The organism is Dysosmobacter sp. Marseille-Q4140, assembly GCA_018228705.1.
GTDB lineage: Bacteria > Bacillota > Clostridia > Oscillospirales > Oscillospiraceae > Oscillibacter.
Map to the genome: position 1 here is coordinate 2,843,960 of CP073694.1, position 22,414 is coordinate 2,866,373.

Consider the following 22,414-nt stretch of genomic DNA (forward strand, 5'->3'; position numbering starts at 1 on the left):
GGGACTGCCGGGAGAGACTCCCGGCAGCCGCCGCATTGTGATGGATTGAATGGGAAAGGGGATTACTGGGGCAGAACGTACACGCCGTCCTGGATGACGAAGGCGGTGGGATCCTTGGACACGGCGCCGTCGGCAGACCAGGTCATACCCTTGCCGGTGAGGCCGTCGTGGGTGAGGGTGGTCATGGTGGGGACCAGCGCCTCGCAGATGTCGGCAGCGGACATATCGGCGGTGCAGCCGGCAGCCTCCAGGGCCTCCTTGAGGATGTACACGGCGTCATAAGCGTCAGCAGCGAACTGGTTGGGGGTCTCGCCGAACTGATCCTGATAAGCCTGGACGAAAGACTGGTTTTCCTCCAGAGTGGCGGAGAAGGGGGTCAGCAGCATGACGCCCTCGGCCAGAGAGGCGTCAAAGCCCTCCATGGTGAGGATGCCGTCCATGCCGTCCACGCCGAAGAAGGTGGGGGCATAGCCCATGGCGTTGGCCTGGTTGAGGATGACGGAAGCGGGCTGATAGTACATGGGCAGGAACAACGTGTCGGCACCGGCTGCCTGAGCGGCGGTCAGCTGCACGGAGAAGTCGGTGGCGGTGTCCTTGGTGAAGGTGCCCTCATCCACAATGGTCAGGCCCTTGGCCTCGGCCTCAGAGACAAAAGCGTCCCGGATGCCCTGAGAATAAGCGTCGTCGTTCTGATAGAGGACATAGATCTTGGCGTCGGCCATGTTTTCGGCCATGTAGTCTGCGGAGCTGGTGCCCTGGTTGGGGTCGGTGAAGCAGACCTGGAAGACATTGTCCTTACCGGAGGTGACATCGGTGGAGGAGGCGGAGGGCGTCAGCATGAAGGTCCGGTCCTCATAGCACTTGGCAGCCACGGAAACGGAGGGGCCGGTGGTGGTGGGGCCAACCAGCAGCTGCATGCCCCAGTCCATCAGGGTGTTGTAGGCGTTGACGGAGGTCTCACCGTCGTTGACATCGTCCTCGCTCTTGAGCTCGAACTGGATGTCGCCGCCAGCGGCGTTGATTTCCTCCACGGCGATGGCGGCGCCGTTGGCGACGGCCTGGCCGTAGATGGCAGCGTCACCGGTGAGGGGGCCGATGGTACCGATCTTGAAGGCGGTGCCGGAGGCAGAGCCGGCATCCTCTTCGGTAGCGGAATCGGTGGAAGCGGTGTCGTCGGAGGCGGTGTCGTTACCGCCGCAGGCGGCCAGGCTGAGAACCATGGCCAGGGTCAGAACCATTGCAAAAAACTTCTTTTTCATCTCATCTGCTCCTTTTGGGAATAAATTATACAAAAAAGCGGCCGCGCCCGGAAGGCACAGCCGCTTTGCTGTATCTCAGCAATATGCGCGTGTTCGCTTCCTTGGCGTATGAGGGGACACTTTAATCAACAAAACTACCAGCAGAATCACCAGGCCCAGTACCAGAATGGAAATGTGCAATACCACCAGGCATACCAGGGCGCAAATAATGAGAATGGACGCCATCATCATGGCGTCCACAGACAGAGCGATATTGGCGCAGGCAGAGTGCGCGCAGGAAGAAGCCTCTGCCTGATCGGCAGACGCGCTGAGAGACATCATCATGAAAGACTTGCTCATGGAAGTGTACATCATGGCGCTGGCTCCTTTCTGCTGGAAGTTGTGTACCATTTTACCGGGTAAAAGCAGTAAAGTCAACGGGCGTTTTGCTTGGATAATTCACAGAAAAGACACAATATATTGGGGAATATTATGCGTTATGCACAAATTGAATAAAGAGATACAAAAAATGAGGCTGCTTCTTAACACTATCTTTACACAAATGCGGTATGAAAAAAACAGCAGACTTCTCTGACAGAAAAAGGACCGCCCGTCCGGGCGGTCCTTTTCGGAGAAATCGACTTAGAAGCACTTGCGATAGATGGCCTCTTCGCTCTCGAGGTCGAAGGGATAGTAGGCGTTGGTCATGAGGCGCTGCTGGTTGGCCTCCACAGACTGGGGGAAGGCCTTGAAGTCGGCCTCGGTGAAGCCGCAGTCGCGCAGGGGACGCAGGGGCAGGATGCGCTGGAGCAGGGCATTCATCTCAGGGATGGCATCCTCCGCCTTGCAGCCCAGGATCTTGGCCACCAGCTCCTTGAACTTCATGATCTCGCCGGTGGGGTTCTTCTCGTCATAGTAGTCCATGATGGCGCCGAAGAGCATATAGTTGCTCTCGCCGTGGGGCACGTGATAGGTGCCGCCCAAGGGGAAGCTCATGCCGTGGACAGGGCCGCAGCCGGCCTTCAGGAAGGCGATGCCGGCGTAGAAGGAGGCGGTCACGAACTCCAGCATATAGTCGAACCGGGCGTCGGGACCCTTCTCGTCGATCAGCTTGAACCCCTTGAGGATCATGTCCATGGCCTTCTCGCTGAAGAGCTCGGAGGTGATGGTCTTGCGGTGGGGGCTCAGGAAGGACTCAGTGGCGTGGACCAGAGCGTCGATGGCGGAGCAGGCGAAGGGCTTGTAGGGCAGGGTCCGCAGCAGGTCGGGGATCAGGCACACCTTGTTGGGGATGATGTCGTCGGAGACCAGGCCCAGCTTGGTCTCGCCGCCGGTCAGCACGCCGTCCTTCTCGTCCTTGACGATGGCCACAGAGATGTTGGTGCACTCACTGCCGGTGCCGCAGGTGGTGGGGATGGCGATGACGTCCTTCTCATGGATCACGGGGAAGCGCTTGAAGTACAGGTTGTGGACCGTGTCGGGGCGCTTGCAGCCCAGCAGCTTGCACAGGTCCATGATGGCGCCGCCGCCCACGGCGATGACGCGGTCATAGCTGTCGTAGGGGATGGCGTCGTACATGATCTGGATCATTTCCTCGCTGGGCTCGCCGGCGCCGAACTTCTCCTGGAACACGTAGTTGCACTTCAGCCCCAGGTCCTTCATGAAGGGGGTGTAGATGAACTCGTTGGTCAGCACCACGTCCCGCTCGTTCAGATCGAACTCCTTGGCCATGTCGGCGAAGGTCTGGAACTTGTACACGGTGGGCGCGAAGATGATCTCTCTCTTATCGGCCATCAGGGCAGCGGAAAAAGCATCCATATCTGGTTCTCCTTTTCAAAATTTTTAAATAATGGCGATACAGGCAGGGTCCCTGATCGGGACCCTGCCGGATATCCGATTTACTTGCGGGCGACGGCCTTCTTCACGGCCGCCACGATGTTGGCGGCGCGCAGGCCGTACTCGTCCATCAGGAAGTCCTGGGGACCCACCTGACCGAACTGGTCCTGGACGCCCACGAACTCCTGGATGGTGGGGGCGTTCTTGGCCAGGCAGTTGGCCACCACGCTGCCCAGACCGCAGGTGACGTTGTGGTTCTCAGCGGTGACGATGGCGCCGGTCTCCTTGGCGGCCTTGACCACCAGCTCCTCGTCCAGCGGCTTCCAGGTGAACATGTCGATGACACGGACGGAGATGCCCTCCGCAGCCAGGGCCTCGTAGGCCTTCAGGCTCTCGTCCACCATGATGCCGGAGGTAATGATGGTGGCGACATCCTTGTCGGACTCGTGCAGCACCACGCCCTTGCCGATCTCGAACTCAGAGCCCTCGCCGTACACCTGGATGATGCCCTTGCGGACGAAGCGGGTGTAGCTGACGCCCTCCACGTTCACCAGCTGACGGGTGATGCTGGCCAGCTGGTCATAGTCGGCGGGATCCAGCACGGTGGTCTCGGGGATGGACAGGTACATGGCCGCGTCCTCCAGCGGCATATGGGTGCCGCCGTTGAAGGCGGCGGTGACGCCGGCGTCGGAGCCCAGCACCCGGACGCTCAGCCCGGCGTAGGCGGCGGACATGTAGATCTGGTCATAGCAGCGGCGGGAGGAGAAGGTGCCGAAGGAGTGGAAGAACACCTTCTTGCCGGTGGCGGCCAGGCCGGCGGCCACGCCGGCGGCGTTGCCCTCGGCGATGCCGGCCTCAAAGGCCCGGTCGGGGTAGTTCTTGCGCAGCATCTTGGTGTTGATGCAGCCCATCAGGTCGCAGTCCACGTAGCAGATGGACTTGTCCTCCGCCATCATCTCGTTCAGCGTCAGAGCGAGACCGTCCCGGCAGGCCCGGGAATCTTTCTTGTGCTCACCAATCAGTTTCACGTTCATGATCTCACCCTCCTCTTAAGCGTTCTTGGCGTCTTCATACGCCTTCTCAGCGGCGGCCAGCGCCTCGGCCCACTGCTCTTCGTTGGGCTGAGAGGAGTGGTCGTGCTTGGGCTCGGCGAAGGTGGCGCCCTTGCCCTTGCAGGTGTCCAGCACGATGCAGCTGGGAACGCCCTTGGTGGCGTAGGCCTTCTGGATGGCGTCGTAGATGGCGGTCACGTCATGGCCGTCGATCTCCTGGGTGAACAGGCCGAAGGAGGCGGCCTTCTTGGCGATGTCGCCGTGGGCCAGGATGTCGTCGGTGGGGCCGTCCAGCTGATAGCCGTTGTTATCGATGAAGTAGATGATGTTGTCCAGCTTGTGGGCATAGGCGAAGTGGAAGGCCTCCCAGACCTGTCCCTCGTCCGCCTCACCGTCGCCGATGACGCAGAAGACGTGGTTGTTGCGGCCGTCAATCTTATTGCCCAGCGCCGCGCCGGTGGCGGTGGAGGCGCCCTGGCCCAGAGAGCCGGTGGTCAGATCCACGCCCGGGGTCAGCTTGCGGTCGGTGTGGCTGGGGAACTTGGTGTGAGGATGGTTCAGGGTATAGGCCTCTTCCATCGGGTAATAACCCATGAGGCCGAAGGTGGCGTAGGCCACGGGGCCGGCGTGGCCCTTGCTGAGCACCAGCCAGTCGCGGTCCTCCCACCGGGGATTCTTGGGATCAAATTTCATGACCTCTCCGTACAGGACGGCCATCAGGTCGGCCAGGTCCATGGAACCGCCCACGTGGCCGAATCCACGGGAGTGGATGACCTTCAGCGTTTCCAGCCGGATCTGCGCCGCCAGAACCTTGCAGTTTTTCTCGTTCATCAGGTGTTTCTTCCTTTCCTTTTCATTTTTGAGCACCGGGCCGCCGCAGGCGGCACGGCGCCAGTTTCACATCGGAAAAGACCTCCCTCCCGCGGAGGGGGGCGCCTGGGGAAAGAACAGGTCCGGCAAAGCGTGTACGTTCACACAAAGATGTAACTATCCACTCTCAATATCCAAAACCGCATTTTCTGCCCTTGTGCGGCGAAAGCGGAAACGGAGCCGGGCAAGGCACGGGCGCGGTCCAAAGGGCGCACCTGTCCTACCTTGTATTCTACAGCAGCTTGAGGGGCCGCGTCAATGACAATTTACTTTTTAACGATCTATTTTCCCAACGGTCCCAGACGATTGAGGGCGAAAGAAAGGGGCCGGCGCCACAGGCAGGAAGGCTTCTTTGACCAAAAGCGGAAACGTTTGCGATTTTTTCGGCATTTTTTTATGAGAATCAGGATTTTTCTGAGAAACTGACGCTGTTGAAACAAAAAGAAAGATCTGTCCTATTGGTTGCGAAAATGGCACAAAAATACCAAAAAGATATTGACATTGACAATGTAATCGTATATTCTGTGGGTAGGCGGCCACAGGGGGACGCCCCCTGTGGCCGCCGCTTCCAGGCAATCGGAAACGTTTGCGACATGGGAGACCTCCCGAGGCGCCCTCTGCGGCTCATGGAAGAAGGACGATGCCCTATGAAAAACGTAACGCTGAAGGATGTGGCAAAAGCAGCAGGCGTGTCCTACGCCACTGTGTCCCGGGCCCTCTCCGGCAGTCCCCAGATCAGCGGTGCCACCCGGGAGCGGATCATCAAGCTGTGCGACGAGATGGGCTACACCACCAACTATGTGGCCCGGTCCATGGTGATGAAGAAAACGGATCTGATCGGCCTGGTGGTGCCGGCCATTGACAATGAGTTCATGTCCCAGCTGGCATATTACGCGGAGATGAGCGCCCGGGCCCACGGATACAATATCATGCTGTGCAATTCGGGCCCGGACCTGCGGCAGGAAAAGACCGTGGTGAAGCTGCTGCTGGGCCGCCAGGTGGATGGTATCCTGATCGTGCCCCAGAGCCCCAAGACCTACGAAAACATCCAGGCCTACACCAGCCAGGTGCCCACGGTGTTTTTAGGGGAGAACCTGCGGGATCAGCCCCAGAGCTATGTGGCCGCGGACAACAGCTGGGGCACCTACATCGGTACTCGCTACCTCTGGGAACTGGGCCACCGGGACATTCTGTACTTCGGCCGCCGCCATTCCACCACCCACCAGCTGCGGGCGGAGGGGTACATGCGGGCCTGCCAGGAGCTGGGCCTCAGGCAGAGGTTTTTCAACAGCGAGTATTCCCGCTCCTCCATTGAAAACGGATACCAGATGGCCAAGGAACTGTTCTCTCAACCCATCGACTATACCGCCATTTTTGCCTCCACGGATTCCAACGCTCTGGGCATCCTGAAGGCCGCGGACGAGCTGCATATTGCCATTCCCGACCGGCTGAGCCTGATCGGCTTTGACGACATTCCCTCCACGGCGCTGCCCCGGATCGAACTGACCACCATTGAGCAGCCCAAGCGGGCCATGGCGGTCCAGGCGGTGGAGATGCTGCGGGACCGGATCGAAAACGGGACCCAGGGCTACGCCCACCAGATCCTCATGCCGGCTCTGGTGAAACGAGAGACCTGCGCCGGCCTGCGCTGAGGCGCCGGACGGTTCGATCCAGCAAATACTGATAGAAAGAGGCTATGTTATGAACGGATACCTGTACGACCCGCACACCCATACGGCGGAGACCAGCAAGTGCGGGCACCTGCCCGCGGCCGATGTGGTGGACCGCTATGTGCGCAACGGCTTCTCCGGCCTGGTGGTCACGGACCACCTGCATCCGGAGTACCTGTCCCGCATCGACACGGACCACAACTGGGACCATGTGATGGATCACTACCTCTCCGGCTACCATGCCTCCAAGGCCCGGGGCGACGAGGTGGGACTGGACGTGATCCTGGGCGCGGAACTGCGGTTCCCGGAAAACGATAACGACTACCTGGTCTACGGCATCGACGAGCAGTGGCTGCGTTCCAACCCTTATATGTGCTGCATGAGCGCGCAGGAGTTCTACGACAAGTTCCATGACCAGGTGCTCATCATCCACGCCCACCCCTTCCGCAAGGGCAGCGCTCCGGTTCAGGAGACCGCCGTCCACGGGGCGGAGATCATCAACGGCAACCCCCGCCACGAAAACAACAACGACAAGGCTCTGGAATTGTGCCTGCGGCATCCGGAGTATTACCGTCTGGCCGGGTCTGACACCCACCGGGACAAGGACGAGGCCCGGGCCGGCGTGATCCTGCCGGAGCGCGTCAAGGATTCCTACGCATACAAGGCCATCATCGAGAGCGGCCGGTTCCACCTGTGGAGCCCGGAGTTCCAGTCCTTCGTGGATGCGGATGAGAAGATCAGAGAGGAGAGCGGGAAATGAGCCGGTACGATTCCCTCATCATCGGTGAGGTGGCCCGGGACACCAACGTGGACTATGACGGCACCACCGTCAAGGCCATCGGCGGCGCCGTGTACTACTCCGGCTATGCCGCCGCCAACATCGGCCACAAGATCGCCGTGCTGCCCAAGGCGGACCCGGAGGTGGACCTGAAGGAGGCCTTTGCCAAGGCGCCCAACGCCACGGTCTATCCTCTGGTCAGCGAGACCTCCTTTGTCACCAAGAACGTCTACCACACCGCCGACCGGGAGCGCCGCACCTCCACCGTGGACAGCGTCATCACCCCTTACCGCACCGACGAGGTGCCCCAGATCGACGCCGCCATCTGGCATCTGGCGGGCCTGGTGGGTGGGGACATCCCCAACGAGATGATCCCCTTCGCCGCCCAGCACGCCATGGTGGCCATCGATGTCCAGTGCATGCTGCGCTGGGTGGAAAACGGCGGCATGGTCTACCACGACTGGGCCGAGAAGAAGGAGATGCTTCCCTACGTCCGCTTCCTCAAGACCGACGCCGCCGAGGCGGAGATCCTGACGGGCCTGACCGACCGGGCCGAGGCCGCCAAGGTCCTCTACGGTTGGGGTGCCAAGGAGGTCCTCATCACCCACAACACCGAGGTTCTGGTCTACGACGGCAAGGAGATCTACACCTGCCCCATCAAGGCCCGGAACCTCTCCGGCCGCACCGGCCGGGGCGACACCACCTTCGCCGGGTACATCAACGAGCGGCTGACTGCCGACATCCCCACCGCACTCCGCACCGCCACGGCCCTGGTCTCTTTGAAGATGGAGACTCCGGGCCCCTTCCAGGGCACCCGGGCCGACGTGGAGGCCTACATGAAAGAATTCTTCTGAGTCTGCTCAAGATACCGGACGCACAGATAAACAGCCCGGCTCCCCAGAGGGAGCCGGGCTGCTTTCGTTATTTGCGGAAAAGGGGCGGATGGAGCACATCCCCGGTGTGCTCCGTCCTTTGGGCTCCGCTTATGACACGGCGGCCGCCGTCAGCGCGGCGCTGGGCGCGGCGGGGGCCAGGAACGTCTGGCGGACGGCGGTCAGATCCAGGGTGTAGACGCTGTCGTAGGGGGTGTACCGAACCAGCAGATACGCGCCGTTGACCCCGGCGGGCCGCAGTTCCACGGAGCGGACGGCCGACCAGGCCGCCCTGGCCGAGCCGAACTGCTCCACCGGCAGGCAGGCCGCCAGGACCTCCGGGTCCGCCCAGCAGTCGCGCCAGGTTTCGCCGCCGTCCTCCGTTTGCAGCAGCGTCCAGGGCGCGTCTCCGCCGCCGCCCAGCAGGACGGCGCCCTCCGCGCTGTACGCCCACAGTGCCCGGACGCTGACGGAGAGCGGGCTGCCCGCCTCCGTCCAGGTCCTGCCGCCGTCGGCGGTGCGGAGCAGCCGGGCGCCGCTGACGGCCCAGCCGCCCGTCTCGCTGAAGAAGGAGCTGGCATCGGCCCCCTCCGGCAGGGCGTCCGCCTCCGGGGCGAAGGGGGCGTCGAGGGTGTCTGTCAGGACCCCGGCGGCCTCCAGCAGGTTCCCGTAGGCCCAGTGGCCGGCGGTCAGATCGGACCAGGGGCTCATACCCAGGCCCACCGGGCTCTGGGCCGCATCCCGGCCCAGCATCCGGTTGACGGCGGTCACCGCCTGGGCCCGGGTCACCGGAGCCTCCGGTCGGAACAGGCCGTCGGACCCGCCCTGCATCCAGCCCAGGACCGTGGCGCTGTGGATGTACCCGGCGGCCCAGTGGTCCGCCGGTACGTCGGCAAAGGGCTCCGTGTCACCGTAGAGGCCCACCGGCGGGGCGAACTGGCAGCGGTGCAGCAGCACCGCCAGCTGGGCCCGGGTCACCGGGGCCTCCGGATGAAAGGCGCCGTCGGCGTAGCCGGTGAACATGCCGTAGCTGGCCAGATAGCTGGCCGCCTGGCACTGGGCCTCGTCCGGGATGTCGCAGAAGGGGCCCTGGTAGCGGCTGCGCTGGTTGTCCGCCTCCAGCAGGGCATAGAGTATCTCCGCCAGCTCTCCCCGGGTCAGGGGATCGTCCGGCCGCACCAGGCCGTCCTCCGCCGTGAGGTAGGCCAGGTGCCGTTCCGTGCGCAGCACCGGCAGGTCGTCGGGCTTGGCGGGCCGCAGATACCTGCGCAGCTGCTCCACCGACAGGGCCTCCGCCGCCCGGACGAAGTCTTCCAGGGTTTCCGGGCCGCAGTTTACCCCGCCGCCGGGGGATCTCCACAAGAAGGCCCGGTCCGTCCCCATGGCCACGATGCGGTACGCCGGCTGGGTATAGGCTGGGGAAAAGACCGCGCAGCGTGGCGTGACCGTCACCAGCGTGCCGATGAGGCCGCCGTTTTCCCGGGAGGCCGTGTGATAGAAGGATACGGTGCCGGCGCCGGTCTCCGCGGTGACCTCGTCGTCAGAGAGGCCGGGGACCGTCAGGGTGAAGTCCGCGGTCTCCAGGCGGAAGGTCCCGGCGGCGGAGGCCGGGGCGGCCAGGGCGAACACCAGGCAGATGCTCAGCAGGAGGGACGATCGTCTCATGGCGGACAGCTCCTTTCGGAAAATGTGTGCCGGCGAAAGTGCCGCTTTATGATAACAACATTATAGCAGCGGGATTTCCCCGGGATAAACCACAAAGCAGCAACAATTCGATACAATTTGAAAACATTGGAAAAGCCGGAGGTCCTGTGGACCTCCGGCCGGGATGTGGGATGCGTCAGGCTGATGCGGGGATCTCCGCCGCCAGCTCCCGCAGGACCCTCTTTTGCAGGGGAACGGCGCACAGCAGGGTCAGCAGGTCCGACACGGCCTGGGTCATCTGGATGCCCAGGACCCCCAGGGTCAGGGAGAGGATGGCCACCAGGGGGATGAAGAAGATGCCCTGCCGGGCCATGGCGATGAAGGTGGCAGGGCCGGTGCGGCCGATGGTTTGGAGCATCATGTTGCTCATGACGATCCAGCCCTGGAAGCAGAAGGTGACGCACTGGAACCGCAGCGCCGCGGCGCCGCAGGCGATGACCTCCGGGTCGTCCCGGAACACCGCCACGATCTGGGGCGCGAAAGCAAATCCCAGGGCGCCCACGGCCATCAGAAAGACAGTGGAGCTGCGGAAGCAGAAGCGGAACCCCTCCAGCACCCGGTGGTAGAGCTTTGCCCCGTAGTTGAAGCCGCACACCGGTTGGAAGCCCTGACCGAAGCCGATCATGGCGGAGGCGCCGAAGTTCATGATCCGCTGGACCACGCCCATAGCGGCGATGACGGCGTCGCCATAGGGCCGGGCGGCCCAGTTGAGGCAGATGGTGGCTACGCTGGCCAGGCCCTGCCGGGCCAGGGAGGGCAGGCCGCCCTTTAGGATCATCAGGTAGTAGCTGGGTTTGAGCTGGACCCGGGAGATGTGGATGTGGAGGTTGCCGCCCCGGGTGCAGCCCACCAGCAGCAGGCAGAAGCTGACGAACTGGCTGAAAATGGTGGCCCAGGCGGCCCCGGCGATGCCCATGTCGAACACGAAGATCAGCAGAGGGTCCAGCCCGATGTTCAGTACGGCACCGCTGACGATGCCCACCATGCCGTACACGGCGCTGCCCTGAAAGCGCAGCTGGTTGTTGAGGACCAGGGAGGCGGTCATCCAGGGGGCGCCGAAGAGGATCACCCGCATATAGTCCCGGGCGTAGGGCAGGATGGTGGGCGTGGAGCCCAGGAAGTTGGCCAGGGGCGTCAGGAAGATCTGGCCCAGGACACAGATGACAAGGCCCGTGGCCAGGGCGGCGAAAAAGCCGGTGGCCGCCATGTTGGAGGCAGTCTCCGTGTGCTGCTTGCCCAGTTCCCGGGAGATGAAGTTGCCGCTGCCGTGGCCGAAGAAGAAACCCACCGCCTGGATGATGGCCATGAGGGAGAATACCACGCCCACGGCGCCGGTGGCGGGATTGCTGTTCAGCATCCCGACAAAAAAGGTGTCCGCCATGTTGTAGAAGGCGGTCACCAGCATACTGATGATGCAGGGAAGGGCCAGCCGGCAAATCAGAGAGCTGACCGGATCCTCTGTCAGATGGTGAAATTTTTGTTCCTGCTTGTCCTCCATGGGGCCGTCGCCGCCTTTCTCAGAATTACGCAATCGTTAACGAAATTATAACACGATATTTATGAGAGGAAAAGCCTTTCTGCCAGAGAAAGCCCGCTGCTCCAGTGTTTCGGGTCAGGCGCCTGATGAGACGCAGGCGCATAGAATGGACTGCATCTCCCGGTGAGCGGCCGGGGCCGCCGGTGCGGCCTCAGAGGCCCCGCGGGAGAGGCCAATCTCTAGGAAACGAGGGAGTTTGCTTTGCGAATTAATGAAGCATACGAGCACGAGGCCCTTCGGTCCTGCCAGACCGAGGAGACCACCTGCCCGATCAATGGATGCAGCAAGGTCAGTACTCAGTGTGTAGACGTCTCGGCGCCGGTGGTTCTTGCCCCCACCGCGTCTTTGGGGAGCCCCACGGTCACTTGTCAGGGAAGCCCCAGCGTTACTTGCGTCACCAGTTCCGACAAGACCTACTGCACCGTGACGCTGACGCAGCAGGTGTGCGTGTCCATCCCGGTGTGCTACGGTGTGTCCATAGCCACCGGCGAGGTCACCATCGCCTGCGCTGACAGTGGTACGGGCAGCTGCCATTGCCGCTGCTGACGAAAACGGATGTCCCCCGCCGGTTTTCCGGCGGGGGACGTGCCTTTTCGGGGGAAAATAGGCTTGCAACTTTCCCGAAAAGCCGGTATACTGAATTGATATTTGAATGAGAACAACACGGAAAGGATGATCCATATGACCGCTTATCCCCAGATGAGCCCCGCGGAGCGGAAAGAGGAGTACGCCCGCCTGATGAAGGAGTACGAGGACCTGAAGGCCCGGGGCCTGAAGCTGAACATGGCCCGGGGCAAGCCCGGCAAGGCCCAGCTGGACCTGGTCAGCGACATCTTCCAGCTGATGCAGAGGCCCGAGGACTATGTGTCCGACGGTGTGGACGTGCGCAACTACGGCGAGCTCTCCGGCCTGCCCGCCGCCAAGCAGCTGTTCGCCGAGATCCTGGACTGCAAGAGCGAGCAGGTGTTCGTGGGCGGCAACGCCAGCTTGCAGCTGATGTACGACACCGTCTCCAAGGCCTATACCCATGGCCTGCTCCACAGCGAGCGGCCCTGGTGCAAGGAGCCTGTGGTGAAGTGGCTGTGCCCCGCCCCCGGCTACGACCGCCACTTCAAGGTGACCGAGTCCTTTGGATTTGAGCTCATCACCGTCCCCATGACCGACGAGGGCCCCGACATGGACGTGGTGGAGAAATACATCGCGGATCCTGCGGTGAAGGGCATGTGGAACGTGCCCAAGTACTCCAACCCCGACGGCATCATCTACTCCGCCGAGACCATCCGCCGCATCGCCTCCATGAAGCCCGCCGCGCCGGACTTTCTGCTGATGTGGGACAACGCCTACTGCATCCACGAGTTCGAGGGGGAGTACGTGCCCTTCCCGGACATCCTCTCCGAGTGCGCCAAGTACGGCAACGCCGACATGGTCTTTGAGTTTGCCTCCACCTCCAAGGTCACCCTGCCCGGCGCCGGCATCTCCTGCTTCGCCTGCTCCGAGGCCAACATGGCCTATATGGAGAAGCTCCTCACCGTCCAGGTCATCAGCTTCGACAAGGTGAACCAGCAGCGCCACGTGCTCTACCTCAAGGACAAGGCCCACACCCTGGAGCTGATGCGCAAGCACGCCGCCATCATGGGCCCCAAGTTCCGCTGCGTGGTGGACGCCCTGGACCGGGAGATCGCCCCTCTGGAGATCGCCTCCTGGCGCCGCCCCAAGGGCGGCTACTTCGTCTCCCTCAACGCCATGCCCGGCACCGCCAAGCGGACCCTGGCCCTTTGCAAGGAGGCGGGCGTCACCATGACCGGCGCCGGCGCCACCTTCCCCTACGGCAAGGACCCCGCCGACAGCAACATCCGCATCGCCCCCTCCCTGCCTCCCGTGGAGGAGCTGGAGCAGGCCATCGCGGTGCTGTGCGTGTGCCTGAAGATGGCCGCCCTGGAGAAGCTGGGCGTATGAGATACTTGGGCAGCGTCTACCGCCCCCCCTCCGAGGCGTACAGCCTCATCGTCCAGGTGACCTACGGGTGCAGCCACAACACCTGCGCGTTTTGCAGCATGTACAAGGAAAAGCGCTTTGCCCTCCGGCCCCTGGAGGAGGTGCTGGAGGACTTCCGCCTGGCCCGGCAGACCTACCGCCGGGTGGAGCGGGTGTTCCTGGCCGACGGGGACGCCCTGGTCCGCAAGGCCTCAGAGCTGTATACGATCCTGGATACCATCCGGGCGCTGTTCCCGGAGTGTGAGCGGGTCACCAGCTACGCCTCCCCCGCGTCCCTGCGCATCCGCACCATGGAGGAGCTGAAAACGCTCCGGGAAAAGGGCCTCACCATGGTCTACATGGGACTGGAGTCCGGCTGCGACGATGTGCTGAAGCTCATGCGCAAGGGCCACCTGTCCGCGGAGATCGTGGAGATGGGCTGCAAGGCACGCCAGAGCGGTATGGCCCTCTCCGTTACGGCCATCACGGGCCTGGGCGGGCCGGAACTACTGGAGCGCCACGCCGTGGAGACGGCGGAGGCCTTCAACGCCATGAACCCGGAGTATATCGGCATGCTGACGCTGATGGTGGAGCCGGGCACGCCCCTGTACGACTGGGTGCGGGACGGCAGCTTCCGCCTGCTGACCCAGCCCCAGGTCCTCCGGGAGACCCGCCTTCTGGTGGAGAAGCTGGACAGCCCCGGCAGCGTGTTCCGCATGAACCACGCCAGCAACTACCTGGTGCTCAAGGGTACGCTGAACCGGGACAAGGCCGCTATGCTCTCGGAGATCGACCGGGCCGAGCACGACCTCAGCCGCCTGCGCCCCGAGGAGTGGCGGGGCCTGTAAAAGCAAAAAAAGACCGGACCGCGACTATTTCGCGGTCCGGTTTTTTCATGCCACGTGCTTGAAATTGCCCAGGGTCTCGCTGACGCTGGAGACGTAGGCGAAGGTGTCCGGGAAGCGGGCGAGGATCTCCTGGAACCGCACCACCTGGTGGCGGTTCACCACGCAGATCAGCAGGCACCGGGGCGTCTCGGAGTACATTCCCTCCGCCTGGAGCACTGTGACGCCGTGGTGGAGCTGCTGCAAAAGCTGCCGGGACAGCTCCTCCGGCTGGCGGGTGATAACCTCGAACTTCATGGCGGACTTGCCGCCCTTGAGGATGGTGTCGCTGATGCTGGAGCTGAGGTAGCAGTAGATCAGGCACAGGATCACCGGCTCGAACTGGCAGCCGTAGACGAAGAAGGACAGCACCGCCACCGAGGCGTTGAGGGTGAAGATCACCCACACTAGGCTGGCCTCCGGCCGCTTTTTCCGCACCCAGGCCGCCACGATGTCCGTGCCGCCGGTGGAGCCGTTGTGCCGGATGACCCAGCCGTACACCGCGCCGCTGACCACGCCGGCGGCCACGGGACCCAGGATGGCGGAGGAGCCGGTGTGATAGGCCAGGGCGCTCAGATCCACCCGTCCCAGGATCAGGTTTACGGCGGAAAAGGCCAGCACGAAGGTCAGTGTCTTGCGGGCAAAGTCCGGGTCCACCTTCTTCCACGCCAGCAAAATCAGCGGCAGATTGATCAGCAGAGAGAGATAGCCGATGCTCACGTGCAGAAGGTATTGCAGCATGGTGGCAAGGCCATTGATGCCGGCCGGGGCAAAGGCATTGGGAAAGACGAACAGCTGGTAGCTCAGGCCCATGACGCAGGCCAGGCCCGCCACCGCGCCGTAGCTGCGCAGGGTGTTCCAAGTAGGGTGTTCCATGGCGATGTGCGTTCCTCCGAAATCGATTTCGTTCGGCCCGCAGTATACCGCGTTCTCTGACGAAATGCAAGAAAAAATGCAAAAAAACTTCTGCATTGCAGGAAAACTTTCCTGCAATGCAGAATCGGTAAAAAAGCGGGCGAAGCCGGGCGAAAAAGACGGCCGGGATGCAGGGCGGCGGGAATGGTTCGTCACCGCCTTTTTCGGCTTTCGGCAGCGGCCTGTCACTCAGATCTTGCCAGCAGGAAGATGGTGGCGATGATGGCGGCGAAGCCCATAAGGTCCACCGCCGAGAAGGCGGTGCCCAGCCACACAGCGGAGAAAACGGTGGCAGAGACCGGCTCCGTGGCCGCCAGCATAGAGGATTTTACCGGGCCCACGTCCTGAATGCCCTGCATGAACAGCGTGAAGGAGAGGACCGTGCCGAAGAGCACGATGGCCGCCACCGCCAGCCAGCCCTGGAGGGGGAGGTCGGTGTGGAGCGTCCAGCTGCGGGCCCCCAGGTTCAGGATCGCGCCGCCGATCAGCATGCCCCAGCCGTTGATCGCCTCCCGGTTCCAGCGGGCGAGAAGCCGCCGGGGCAGCAGGGTGTACACGGTCACGGCCACTGCGGTGGCCAGGCCCCAGAACAGCCCCTGGGGCGAGAGGACCATGTGGGCCGGATCTCCGCCGGTGGCCAGCAGGAAGGTACCCAGCAGGGCCAGGACCAGGGCGACGGTCTCCACCCGGTTGGGCCGGCGCCGCAGCCGCAGACAGGTCAGCAGCATGATGATTACCAGGCTCAGGGTCTGGAGGACCGTGGTGGTGCCGGCATTGGAGTAGGAGATGGAGGTCATGTAGGCGTACTGACACATCATCAGTCCGAACACACCGTAGCCCACCAGCATGGCCGCGTCGGCGGGAGAGCGCCAGATGCGCAGCAGCTCCCGCCGGTGGCGGACGGCGGCCAGGGCCAGCATGATGACGCCGCCGGAGAGCAGCCGCAGGCAGGTCAGCCACAGGCTGCTGACGCCGTAGCGGGTGAAGAGGTATTGGCCGCAGGTGCCGGAGAAGCCCCAGCACACGCCGCCCAGCATGGTGCAAAGGCTTCCCCGCAGAAGATGGGATTTTGTTTCGTTCATGGTATTTTTTCGCGGAAAACCTCCGCCCAAAAGGGCGGAGGCCGTTTGATATTCCGTTCCTTTCAGAAGCGTTTGTCCTTGGCGGTGTCGCAGTAGGCGCAGCGGTAGGTGTGCTTTTCGGGGTCGCTGAGCAGGAAGATGGCGTCCAGCTGGGGCTCCGCCACGGTGATGCAGCGGGGGTTCTTGCAGTGGATGATATTCACCAGCTTCTTGGGCAGTTCCAGGTGCTTCTTCTCCACCCGGACTCCGTTGCGGATGATGTTGACGGTGATGTTGGCGTCGATGTAGCCCAGTACGTCCAGATCCACTTCCATGGGGGAGTCGATCTTGATGATGTCCTTCCTGCCCATGCGGCCGCTGCGGACGTTTTTGATGATGGCCACAGAGCAGTCCAGCTCGTCCAGATGCAGGTACTTGTAGATGTCCATGCTCTTGCCGGCCTGGATGTGGTCCAGGACCACGCCGTCTTGGATGCTGTCGATATTCATAGATGTGACCTCCTCAAACCTCAATGCCCAGCAGCTTCATGATCAGCGCCATGCGGATATACTTGCCGTTTTTCACCTGTTTCCAGTAGGCGGCCCTGGGGTCCTTGTCCACGGCCACAGCAATCTCGTTGACGCGGGGCAGGGGATGGAGGATAGACAGGTCCGGCTTGGCGTTCACCAGCTTTTCCGGGTTGAGAATGTAGCTGTCCTTCAGCCGCAGGTAGTCCTCCTCGTTGAAGAACCGCTCCTTCTGGACCCGGGTCATGTACAGGATGTCCAGCTGGGGGATGACGGATTCCAGATCCGTGGTCTGGGTGTAGGGGATGCCTTTCTTTTTGAAGGCCTCCTCCTTGACATACCGGGGGAGCTTGAGCTCCAGGGGGGAGATCAGCACGTAATTGATATCGGTGTAGCGGCTCAGGGCATTGACCAGGGAATGGACGGTGCGGCCGAATTTCAGGTCGCCGCAGAAGCCGATGGTGAAGCCGTTGAGCCGGCCCTTCTCCCGGTGGATGGTCAGCAGGTCCGTCAGGGTCTGGGTGGGGTGGTTGTGGCCGCCGTCACCGGCGTTGATGATCGGCACCTCAGAGAACTGGGCGGCGGCGTAGGGGGCGCCCTCCTTGGGATGGCGCATGGCGATGATGTCGGCATAGCAGCTGACGGTGTGGATGGTGTCGCCCACGGTCTCTCCCTTGGCGGTGGAGCTGGACATGGCCTCGGAGAAGCCCAGGGTGCTGCCGCCCAGGGCCAGCATGGCGGACTCAAAGCTCAGGCGGGTGCGGGTGGAGGGCTCGAAAAAGAGGGTGGCCAGCTGCTTGTGGGCGCAGGCGTTCTGGTATTTGGCGGGGTTTGCAATAATGTCCTCAGCGGTGGCGATCAGCTGGTCGATCTCTTCCACGCTCAGGTCTACGACATCCAGGATATTACGAGGCATGATAGCTCCTTTCTCAACCGATCCAACTTTCGTCGGAGGGATTTGCACGGAATTTCTTCAGCCGGTCGATGTCCTCGGGGCGGATCTTGCCCTCGTCGGCGGCCACGGCGCACACGGCGTCAAAATTGGACAGGGAGTAGTTGGTCACATTGGCGGCTGCCAGGCGGTCCAGGCCCTTCTGGAGCCCGTAGGTGAAGATGGACACGATGCCCAGCACCTGGGCGCCGGCCTCCCGCAGGGCCTCCACCACCTCGATGCAGCTTCCGCCGGTGGAGATCAGGTCCTCCACCACGACCACCTTCTGGCCCGGCTCCAGCTTGCCCTCGATGCGGTTGCCCCGGCCGTGGTCCTTGTTGCCGGAGCGGACGTAGCCCATGGGCAGGCCCATCAGGTGGCCCACGATGGCGGCGTGGGCGATGCCGGCGGTGGAGGTGCCCATCAGGACCTCCACGTCGGGATAGTGTTTGCAGATCAGGTCCACCAGCCCCTCCTCCACGTGGGTGCGGACGGCGGGAGCCGTCAGGGTCAGGCGGTTGTCGCAGTAAATGGGACTCTTGATGCCGCTGGCCCAGGTGAAGGGCTCGTCGGGCCGCAGAAAGACCGCTCCGATGGAGAGCAGGTCATGGGCGATGGTCTGTTCCAGGTTCATGTCAAAATCCTCCTTGGTAGAATACGAAGATCAGGCAGGGCGCTCAGCCCAGGAAGTCCGTCACGGCCCGGCGGTACGCGGCCACAGGGTCCTCGGCCTGGGTGATGGGGCGGCCCACCACGATGTAGTCGCAGCCGGACTTGCCGGCCTTCTCCGGGGTCATGATGCGCTTCTGGTCCCCGGCGGCGGAGTCGGCAAAGCGGATGCCCGGGGTGACGGTGACGAAGCCCGCACCGCAGTGCTCCTTCACCAGAGCCGCCTCCAGGGGAGAGCAGACTACGCCGTCCAGGCCGGAGGCCGCGGCGTTCTTGGCGTAGGCCATGACGGTGTCCGCCATGGGCACGTCGATCAGCAGCTCGTTTTTCAAAGCGGCGGCGTCGGTGGAGGTCAGCTGGGTCACGGCAATCAGCATCGGGCGGGTGCCGTCGGGCCGGGTCAGGCCCTCCAGGGCGGCCTTCATCATCTCAGAGGCACCGGCGGCGTGGAGGTTCACCATGTCCACGTCCAGCCGGGAGAGGACCGCCATGGCCCGCTTCACGGTGTTGGGGATGTCGTGGAGCTTCAGGTCCAGGAAGATCTTGTGGCCCCGGGCCTTGATGTCCCGGACCACCTGGGGACCCTCGGCATAGAACAGCTCCATGCCGATCTTCACGAAGGGTTTTTCCCCGGCGGGGAAGCGGTCCAGGAAGGAGAGGGTCTCCTCCTTGGTGGGGAAGTCCAGAGCGATGATCACGTCGTTAGCCATGGTGGGCGCCTCCTGTCAATTCAGAAATGTTGGTCACGCCCAGCTGCGCACTGACAGCGGGCAATTTTTCGATGATGGTCTTGCAGGCGTAGGGGTCCCGGAGGTTGGCGGCGCCCACCTCCACGGCGGTGGCCCCGGCCAGCATCATCTCGCACACGTCCTCGGCGGAGGAAACGCCGCCGCAGCCGATGATGGGCAGTTTCACCGCCTCGTACACGTCCCACACCATCCGCACCGCCACCGGGAATACGGCGGGGCCGGAGAGGCCGCCGGTGCGGTTGGCCAGCAGGGGCCGCTTGGTTTTGAGGTCAATGCGCATCCCCAGCAGGGTGTTGATGAGGCAGATGCCGTCGGCCCCCTCGGCCTCGCAGGCCCGGGCGATGGCGGCGATGTCGGTGACGTTGGGGGAGAGCTTCATGAACACCGGCTTGTCCGTCACGGCCCGGACGGCTTTCGTCACCGCCGCGGCGCCCTGGGGATCGGAGCCGAAGTTCTGCCCGCCGGCATGGACGTTGGGGCAGGAGATGTTGACCTCCAGGATCTTCACCTGGTCCACGCCGTTCAGCTTCCGGCAGTTGTCCGCGTACTCCTCCAGGGAGAAGCCGCCCACGTTGGCGATGACGGGCCCCTGGAAGATCTTTGCGATGTTGGGTACCTCGTTTGCGATCACTGCGTCGATGCCGGGGTTTTGGAGGCCCACGGCGTTGAGCATGCCGCCCTCGGTCTCGGCAATCCGGGGCTGGGGGTTGCCCAGCCGGGCCGAGCCGGTGGTGCCCTTCCAGGAAAAGCTCCCCAGAACATTCAGGTCATAGAGTTCGGCGTACTCCCGGCCATAGCCGAAGGTGCCGGAGGCGGGGATCACAGGGTTTTTCAGCTCCACACCCGCCAGGGAAACGGTCAAATCTACCATACGATCTCCTCCTGATACAGGATGGGGCCGTCCTTGCACACCCGCTTGTACCCGTCCCTGGTGGGCACGGTGCAGCCCATGCAGGCGCCGAAGCCGCAGCCCATCCGGGCCTCGAAGCTGTACTGGCCGCCGGTGAGGCCCGGCAGGCAGTGGACGGCCTTGAGCATGGGCAGGGGGCCGCAGGCAAACACGTAGTTGAGGTCCGGCAGCTTGGAAAGACTGTCGGTGACGAAGCCCTTCGTTCCCATGCTGCCGTCCTCCGTGGCGATCATCAGGCGGCAGCCCAGGGCGGCGAACTCCTCCAGATAGAAGGCGTCCTTCCCGGAGCGGAAGCCCAGCACCACCGTGGGGGTCCGGCCCTGGGCCAGCAGATGCCGGGCCAGACCGTACATGGGGGCGATGCCGATGCCGCCGCCCACCAGCACCGGGTTCTCGCCGCCGAAGGCGGTGTCAAACCCGTTGCCAAGGCCGCTGAGCACGTCCAGCTCCTCCCCCGGCACGCAGCGGACCAGGTCGTGGGTGCCGCCGCCGACCACCTTCACCAGCAGCATCAGGGCATCTTTGTCCCAGTTGCAGATGGAGATGGGCCGGCGCAGGAACTTCCCCGGCAGGGAGATGTTGATGAACTGGCCCGGAGCGGTGATGGCGGAGGTGTCGCCGGAGAGGATCAGCTCGTAGGTGTCCTCCGTCAGCTGCCGGGCGTGTTCCATGGTAAAGAGGGACTGTTTCATGCGAAGGGTTCCTCCTCCCGTTTGAAATCGGTGTAGACCAGCTCCCCGCCGCAGATGGTGGCGGCCACGGCGGCGGCCACGCCCCACCCATCGAAGGGGGTGGCCCGGCCCAGGGAGCGGAAGTCGGCGCTGTTGATGACGTGGGGGCGGTTCAGGTCCAGCACGGTCAGGTCCGCCGCCTCGCCGGGGGCGATGTCGCCGCCGCTCAGGCGGAAGATCCGCCGGGGATTGACGCACAGGGCGTTCAGCAGGGTTTCGATGGGCACCGCGCCGGTGCGCACCAGCTGGGTGTACAGCACCGGGAAGGCGCACTCCAGACCCACGATGCCGTTGAGGCTCCCGGCCAGGCCCCGGGCTTTCTCCTCCGCGCTGTGGGGGGCGTGGTCCGTGGCGATGCAGTCCACGGTGCCGTCCAGGAGGCCCTCCAGCAATGCGTCCCGGTCGGCGGCGGAGCGGATGGGGGGGTTCATGCGGAACCGGCCCTCGTCCAGCAGGTCCTCGTCGCACAGCACCAGGTAGTGGGGGCCGGTCTCGCAGGTGACCGGCAGGCCCTCCGCCTTGGCCTTGCGGATCAGAGCCACGGACTCCTTGGTGGAGATATGGCAGACGTGGTAGCGGCAGCCGGTCTGGCGGACCAGGTTCAGATCCCGCTCCACCTGGCGCCACTCGCTCTCGGAGGCGTTGCCCACCAGACCGTGGGCACGGGCAAAGGCCCCGTCGTGGACGCTCCAGCCCTTTTGGAGCAGGGCTTCGTCCTCGCAGTGGGCCACGATGGGCTTGTCCAGCTGCTTTGCCAGTTCCATGGCCCGGCGCATCATGCTCTCAGATTGGACGCCTTTGCCGTCGTCGGAGAAGCCGGCCACATCCGGGGCCATGGCGGCCATGTCCGCCAGCGTCTGCCCGGCCTCGCCGCAGGTGATGGCGCCGTAGGGGTAGACATGGACCCTGGCATCCCGGCGAATAATGTCCAGCTGAGCATCCAGATGTTCCCGGCTGTCGGGTACGGGTTTTAAATTGGGCATGGCACACACCGCCGTGTAGCCGCCCGCGGCGGCGGCGGAGGTGCCGGAGAAGACCGTCTCCTTATAAGAAAATCCAGGCTCTCGAAGATGGACGTGAACATCGACGAAACCTGGAACGATCATACAATCGGAACATTCAATTACGGAAAAGCCTTCCTTGGGAAGGGAGGGGGAAACGGAAACAATGCGGCCCTGGTCAACGGCCACATCCATCTGGCGAAAAGTGCCGCCGTGGAAAACGGTACCGCCGGTCAGCAGCAAGCTCATGGTGTCTCTCCTTCCTTTTGCGTGTTTGTTCAACATATTATAATATCCAAAGGGCTGCCGCTTGTCAACGGATTTCCCCCCGGCAGAACCGATAAAAAGAAAGGGAAATGCACGTTGATTTTTGGCCCGGAACAGCGCCCCGGCTCAGTGTGCGCCGCATCCGGCGCTCCTATCCCAAGGAGGAGATGGGGATGCCTGGCGGAGGTGTGCGGCGGCCGTTTTCACATGCTGAGCGCCGCCTCTGCCAAGAGGCGGC

General features: G+C 63.3%; 23 protein-coding genes. 7 read left to right on the plus strand and 16 right to left on the minus strand.

Annotated elements, in window-relative coordinates; all coding sequences use genetic code 11:
- Positions 1–62: 62 nt before the first annotated feature.
- The 5 genes from KFE19_14120 to KFE19_14140 form a co-directional block, all read right to left on the minus strand.
- Complete coding sequence (locus KFE19_14120) at positions 63–1,259, minus strand: ABC transporter substrate-binding protein (GenBank protein QUO37493.1); 1,197 nt, start codon at positions 1,257–1,259, stop codon at positions 63–65.
- A 75-nt stretch (positions 1,260–1,334) separates the two neighbouring features.
- On the minus strand, positions 1,335–1,649 hold the full coding sequence (locus KFE19_14125; protein QUO37494.1) for a hypothetical protein: 315 nt from the start codon (positions 1,647–1,649) through the stop codon (positions 1,335–1,337).
- 231 nt (positions 1,650–1,880) lie between these two features.
- Entirely contained in the window at positions 1,881–3,056 is a 1,176-nt protein-coding gene (locus KFE19_14130; GenBank protein QUO37495.1) for a 4-hydroxybutyrate dehydrogenase, read from the minus strand.
- A gap of 80 nt (positions 3,057–3,136) precedes the next feature.
- Positions 3,137–4,108 (minus strand): transketolase family protein, encoded by a 972-nt coding sequence (locus tag KFE19_14135; GenBank protein QUO37496.1) that lies wholly within the window; start codon positions 4,106–4,108, stop codon positions 3,137–3,139.
- Between the two features lie 15 nt (positions 4,109–4,123).
- The gene (locus KFE19_14140) at positions 4,124–4,957 is read right to left on the minus strand and encodes a transketolase (protein QUO37497.1); all 834 of its coding nucleotides are present in this window, start codon (positions 4,955–4,957) and stop codon (positions 4,124–4,126) included.
- A gap of 686 nt (positions 4,958–5,643) precedes the next feature.
- Between KFE19_14140 and KFE19_14145 the strand changes: the two genes are divergently transcribed.
- The 3 genes from KFE19_14145 to KFE19_14155 are packed head-to-tail and all read left to right on the plus strand — an operon-like array spanning position 5,644 to position 8,298.
- A complete protein-coding gene (locus tag KFE19_14145) occupies positions 5,644–6,648 on the plus strand; it encodes a LacI family DNA-binding transcriptional regulator (protein QUO37498.1) in 1,005 nt (334 codons plus the stop codon).
- A 49-nt stretch (positions 6,649–6,697) separates the two neighbouring features.
- Positions 6,698–7,426: a PHP domain-containing protein gene (locus KFE19_14150; GenBank protein ID QUO37499.1), complete on the plus strand. Its 729-nt coding sequence runs from the start codon at positions 6,698–6,700 to the stop codon at positions 7,424–7,426.
- Complete coding sequence (locus tag KFE19_14155) at positions 7,423–8,298, plus strand: ribokinase (protein ID QUO37500.1); 876 nt, start codon at positions 7,423–7,425, stop codon at positions 8,296–8,298. Before KFE19_14150 ends, KFE19_14155 begins: the two co-directional genes overlap by 4 nt.
- A gap of 129 nt (positions 8,299–8,427) precedes the next feature.
- On the opposite strand, the gene KFE19_14160 is transcribed toward KFE19_14155, so the two are convergent.
- Both KFE19_14160 and KFE19_14165 read right to left on the minus strand, forming a co-directional pair.
- The gene (locus KFE19_14160; protein QUO37501.1) at positions 8,428–9,981 is read right to left on the minus strand and encodes an S-layer homology domain-containing protein; all 1,554 of its coding nucleotides are present in this window, start codon (positions 9,979–9,981) and stop codon (positions 8,428–8,430) included.
- 175 nt (positions 9,982–10,156) lie between these two features.
- Positions 10,157–11,518: an MATE family efflux transporter gene (locus KFE19_14165; GenBank protein ID QUO39645.1), complete on the minus strand. Its 1,362-nt coding sequence runs from the start codon at positions 11,516–11,518 to the stop codon at positions 10,157–10,159.
- Positions 11,519–11,758: 240 nt separating this feature from the next.
- Between KFE19_14165 and KFE19_14170 the strand changes: the two genes are divergently transcribed.
- From KFE19_14170 to KFE19_14180, 3 genes are all read left to right on the plus strand, one after another.
- A complete protein-coding gene (locus KFE19_14170; GenBank protein QUO37502.1) occupies positions 11,759–12,103 on the plus strand; it encodes a hypothetical protein in 345 nt (114 codons plus the stop codon).
- Positions 12,104–12,238: 135 nt separating this feature from the next.
- Positions 12,239–13,513, plus strand: coding sequence for an aminotransferase class I/II-fold pyridoxal phosphate-dependent enzyme (locus KFE19_14175; GenBank protein QUO37503.1), 1,275 nt, complete (start codon positions 12,239–12,241; stop codon positions 13,511–13,513).
- Positions 13,510–14,379 (plus strand): radical SAM protein, encoded by an 870-nt coding sequence (locus KFE19_14180; GenBank protein ID QUO37504.1) that lies wholly within the window; start codon positions 13,510–13,512, stop codon positions 14,377–14,379. The genes KFE19_14175 and KFE19_14180 overlap by 4 nt, the downstream gene beginning before the upstream one ends.
- Positions 14,380–14,424: 45 nt before the next feature.
- Here the strand turns inward: KFE19_14180 and KFE19_14185 are convergent, their stop codons facing one another.
- Positions 14,425–15,291 carry a YitT family protein gene (locus KFE19_14185; GenBank protein ID QUO37505.1) on the minus strand — a complete coding sequence of 289 codons (867 nt, stop codon included), beginning with the start codon at positions 15,289–15,291 and terminating at the stop codon, positions 14,425–14,427.
- On the opposite strand from KFE19_14185, the gene KFE19_14190 reads away from it, so the two are divergent.
- Positions 15,290–15,553 carry a hypothetical protein gene (locus KFE19_14190; protein QUO37506.1) on the plus strand — a complete coding sequence of 88 codons (264 nt, stop codon included), beginning with the start codon at positions 15,290–15,292 and terminating at the stop codon, positions 15,551–15,553. The genes KFE19_14185 and KFE19_14190 overlap by 2 nt on opposite strands.
- On the opposite strand, the gene KFE19_14195 is transcribed toward KFE19_14190, so the two are convergent.
- The 8 genes from KFE19_14195 to KFE19_14230 all read right to left on the minus strand — a co-directional run bounded on the left by KFE19_14195 (position 15,516) and on the right by KFE19_14230 (position 22,158).
- Positions 15,516–16,412, minus strand: coding sequence for an EamA family transporter (locus KFE19_14195; protein ID QUO37507.1), 897 nt, complete (start codon positions 16,410–16,412; stop codon positions 15,516–15,518). The genes KFE19_14190 and KFE19_14195 overlap by 38 nt on opposite strands.
- Positions 16,413–16,474: 62 nt before the next feature.
- A complete protein-coding gene (locus tag KFE19_14200) occupies positions 16,475–16,900 on the minus strand; it encodes an aspartate carbamoyltransferase regulatory subunit (protein ID QUO37508.1) in 426 nt (141 codons plus the stop codon).
- A gap of 13 nt (positions 16,901–16,913) precedes the next feature.
- Entirely contained in the window at positions 16,914–17,834 is a 921-nt protein-coding gene (gene pyrB / locus KFE19_14205; GenBank protein ID QUO37509.1) for an aspartate carbamoyltransferase, read from the minus strand.
- A gap of 13 nt (positions 17,835–17,847) precedes the next feature.
- Positions 17,848–18,477: an orotate phosphoribosyltransferase gene (locus KFE19_14210; protein QUO39646.1), complete on the minus strand. Its 630-nt coding sequence runs from the start codon at positions 18,475–18,477 to the stop codon at positions 17,848–17,850.
- A 49-nt stretch (positions 18,478–18,526) separates the two neighbouring features.
- Positions 18,527–19,228 (minus strand): orotidine-5'-phosphate decarboxylase, encoded by a 702-nt coding sequence (gene pyrF, locus KFE19_14215; protein ID QUO37510.1) that lies wholly within the window; start codon positions 19,226–19,228, stop codon positions 18,527–18,529.
- Positions 19,221–20,138 (minus strand): dihydroorotate dehydrogenase, encoded by a 918-nt coding sequence (locus KFE19_14220; GenBank protein ID QUO37511.1) that lies wholly within the window; start codon positions 20,136–20,138, stop codon positions 19,221–19,223. Before KFE19_14220 ends, pyrF begins: the two co-directional genes overlap by 8 nt.
- Positions 20,132–20,869 (minus strand): dihydroorotate dehydrogenase electron transfer subunit, encoded by a 738-nt coding sequence (locus KFE19_14225; GenBank protein ID QUO37512.1) that lies wholly within the window; start codon positions 20,867–20,869, stop codon positions 20,132–20,134. Before KFE19_14225 ends, KFE19_14220 begins: the two co-directional genes overlap by 7 nt.
- A complete protein-coding gene (locus tag KFE19_14230) occupies positions 20,866–22,158 on the minus strand; it encodes a dihydroorotase (protein QUO37513.1) in 1,293 nt (430 codons plus the stop codon). Before KFE19_14230 ends, KFE19_14225 begins: the two co-directional genes overlap by 4 nt.
- Between the last annotated feature and the right edge of the window lie 256 nt (positions 22,159–22,414).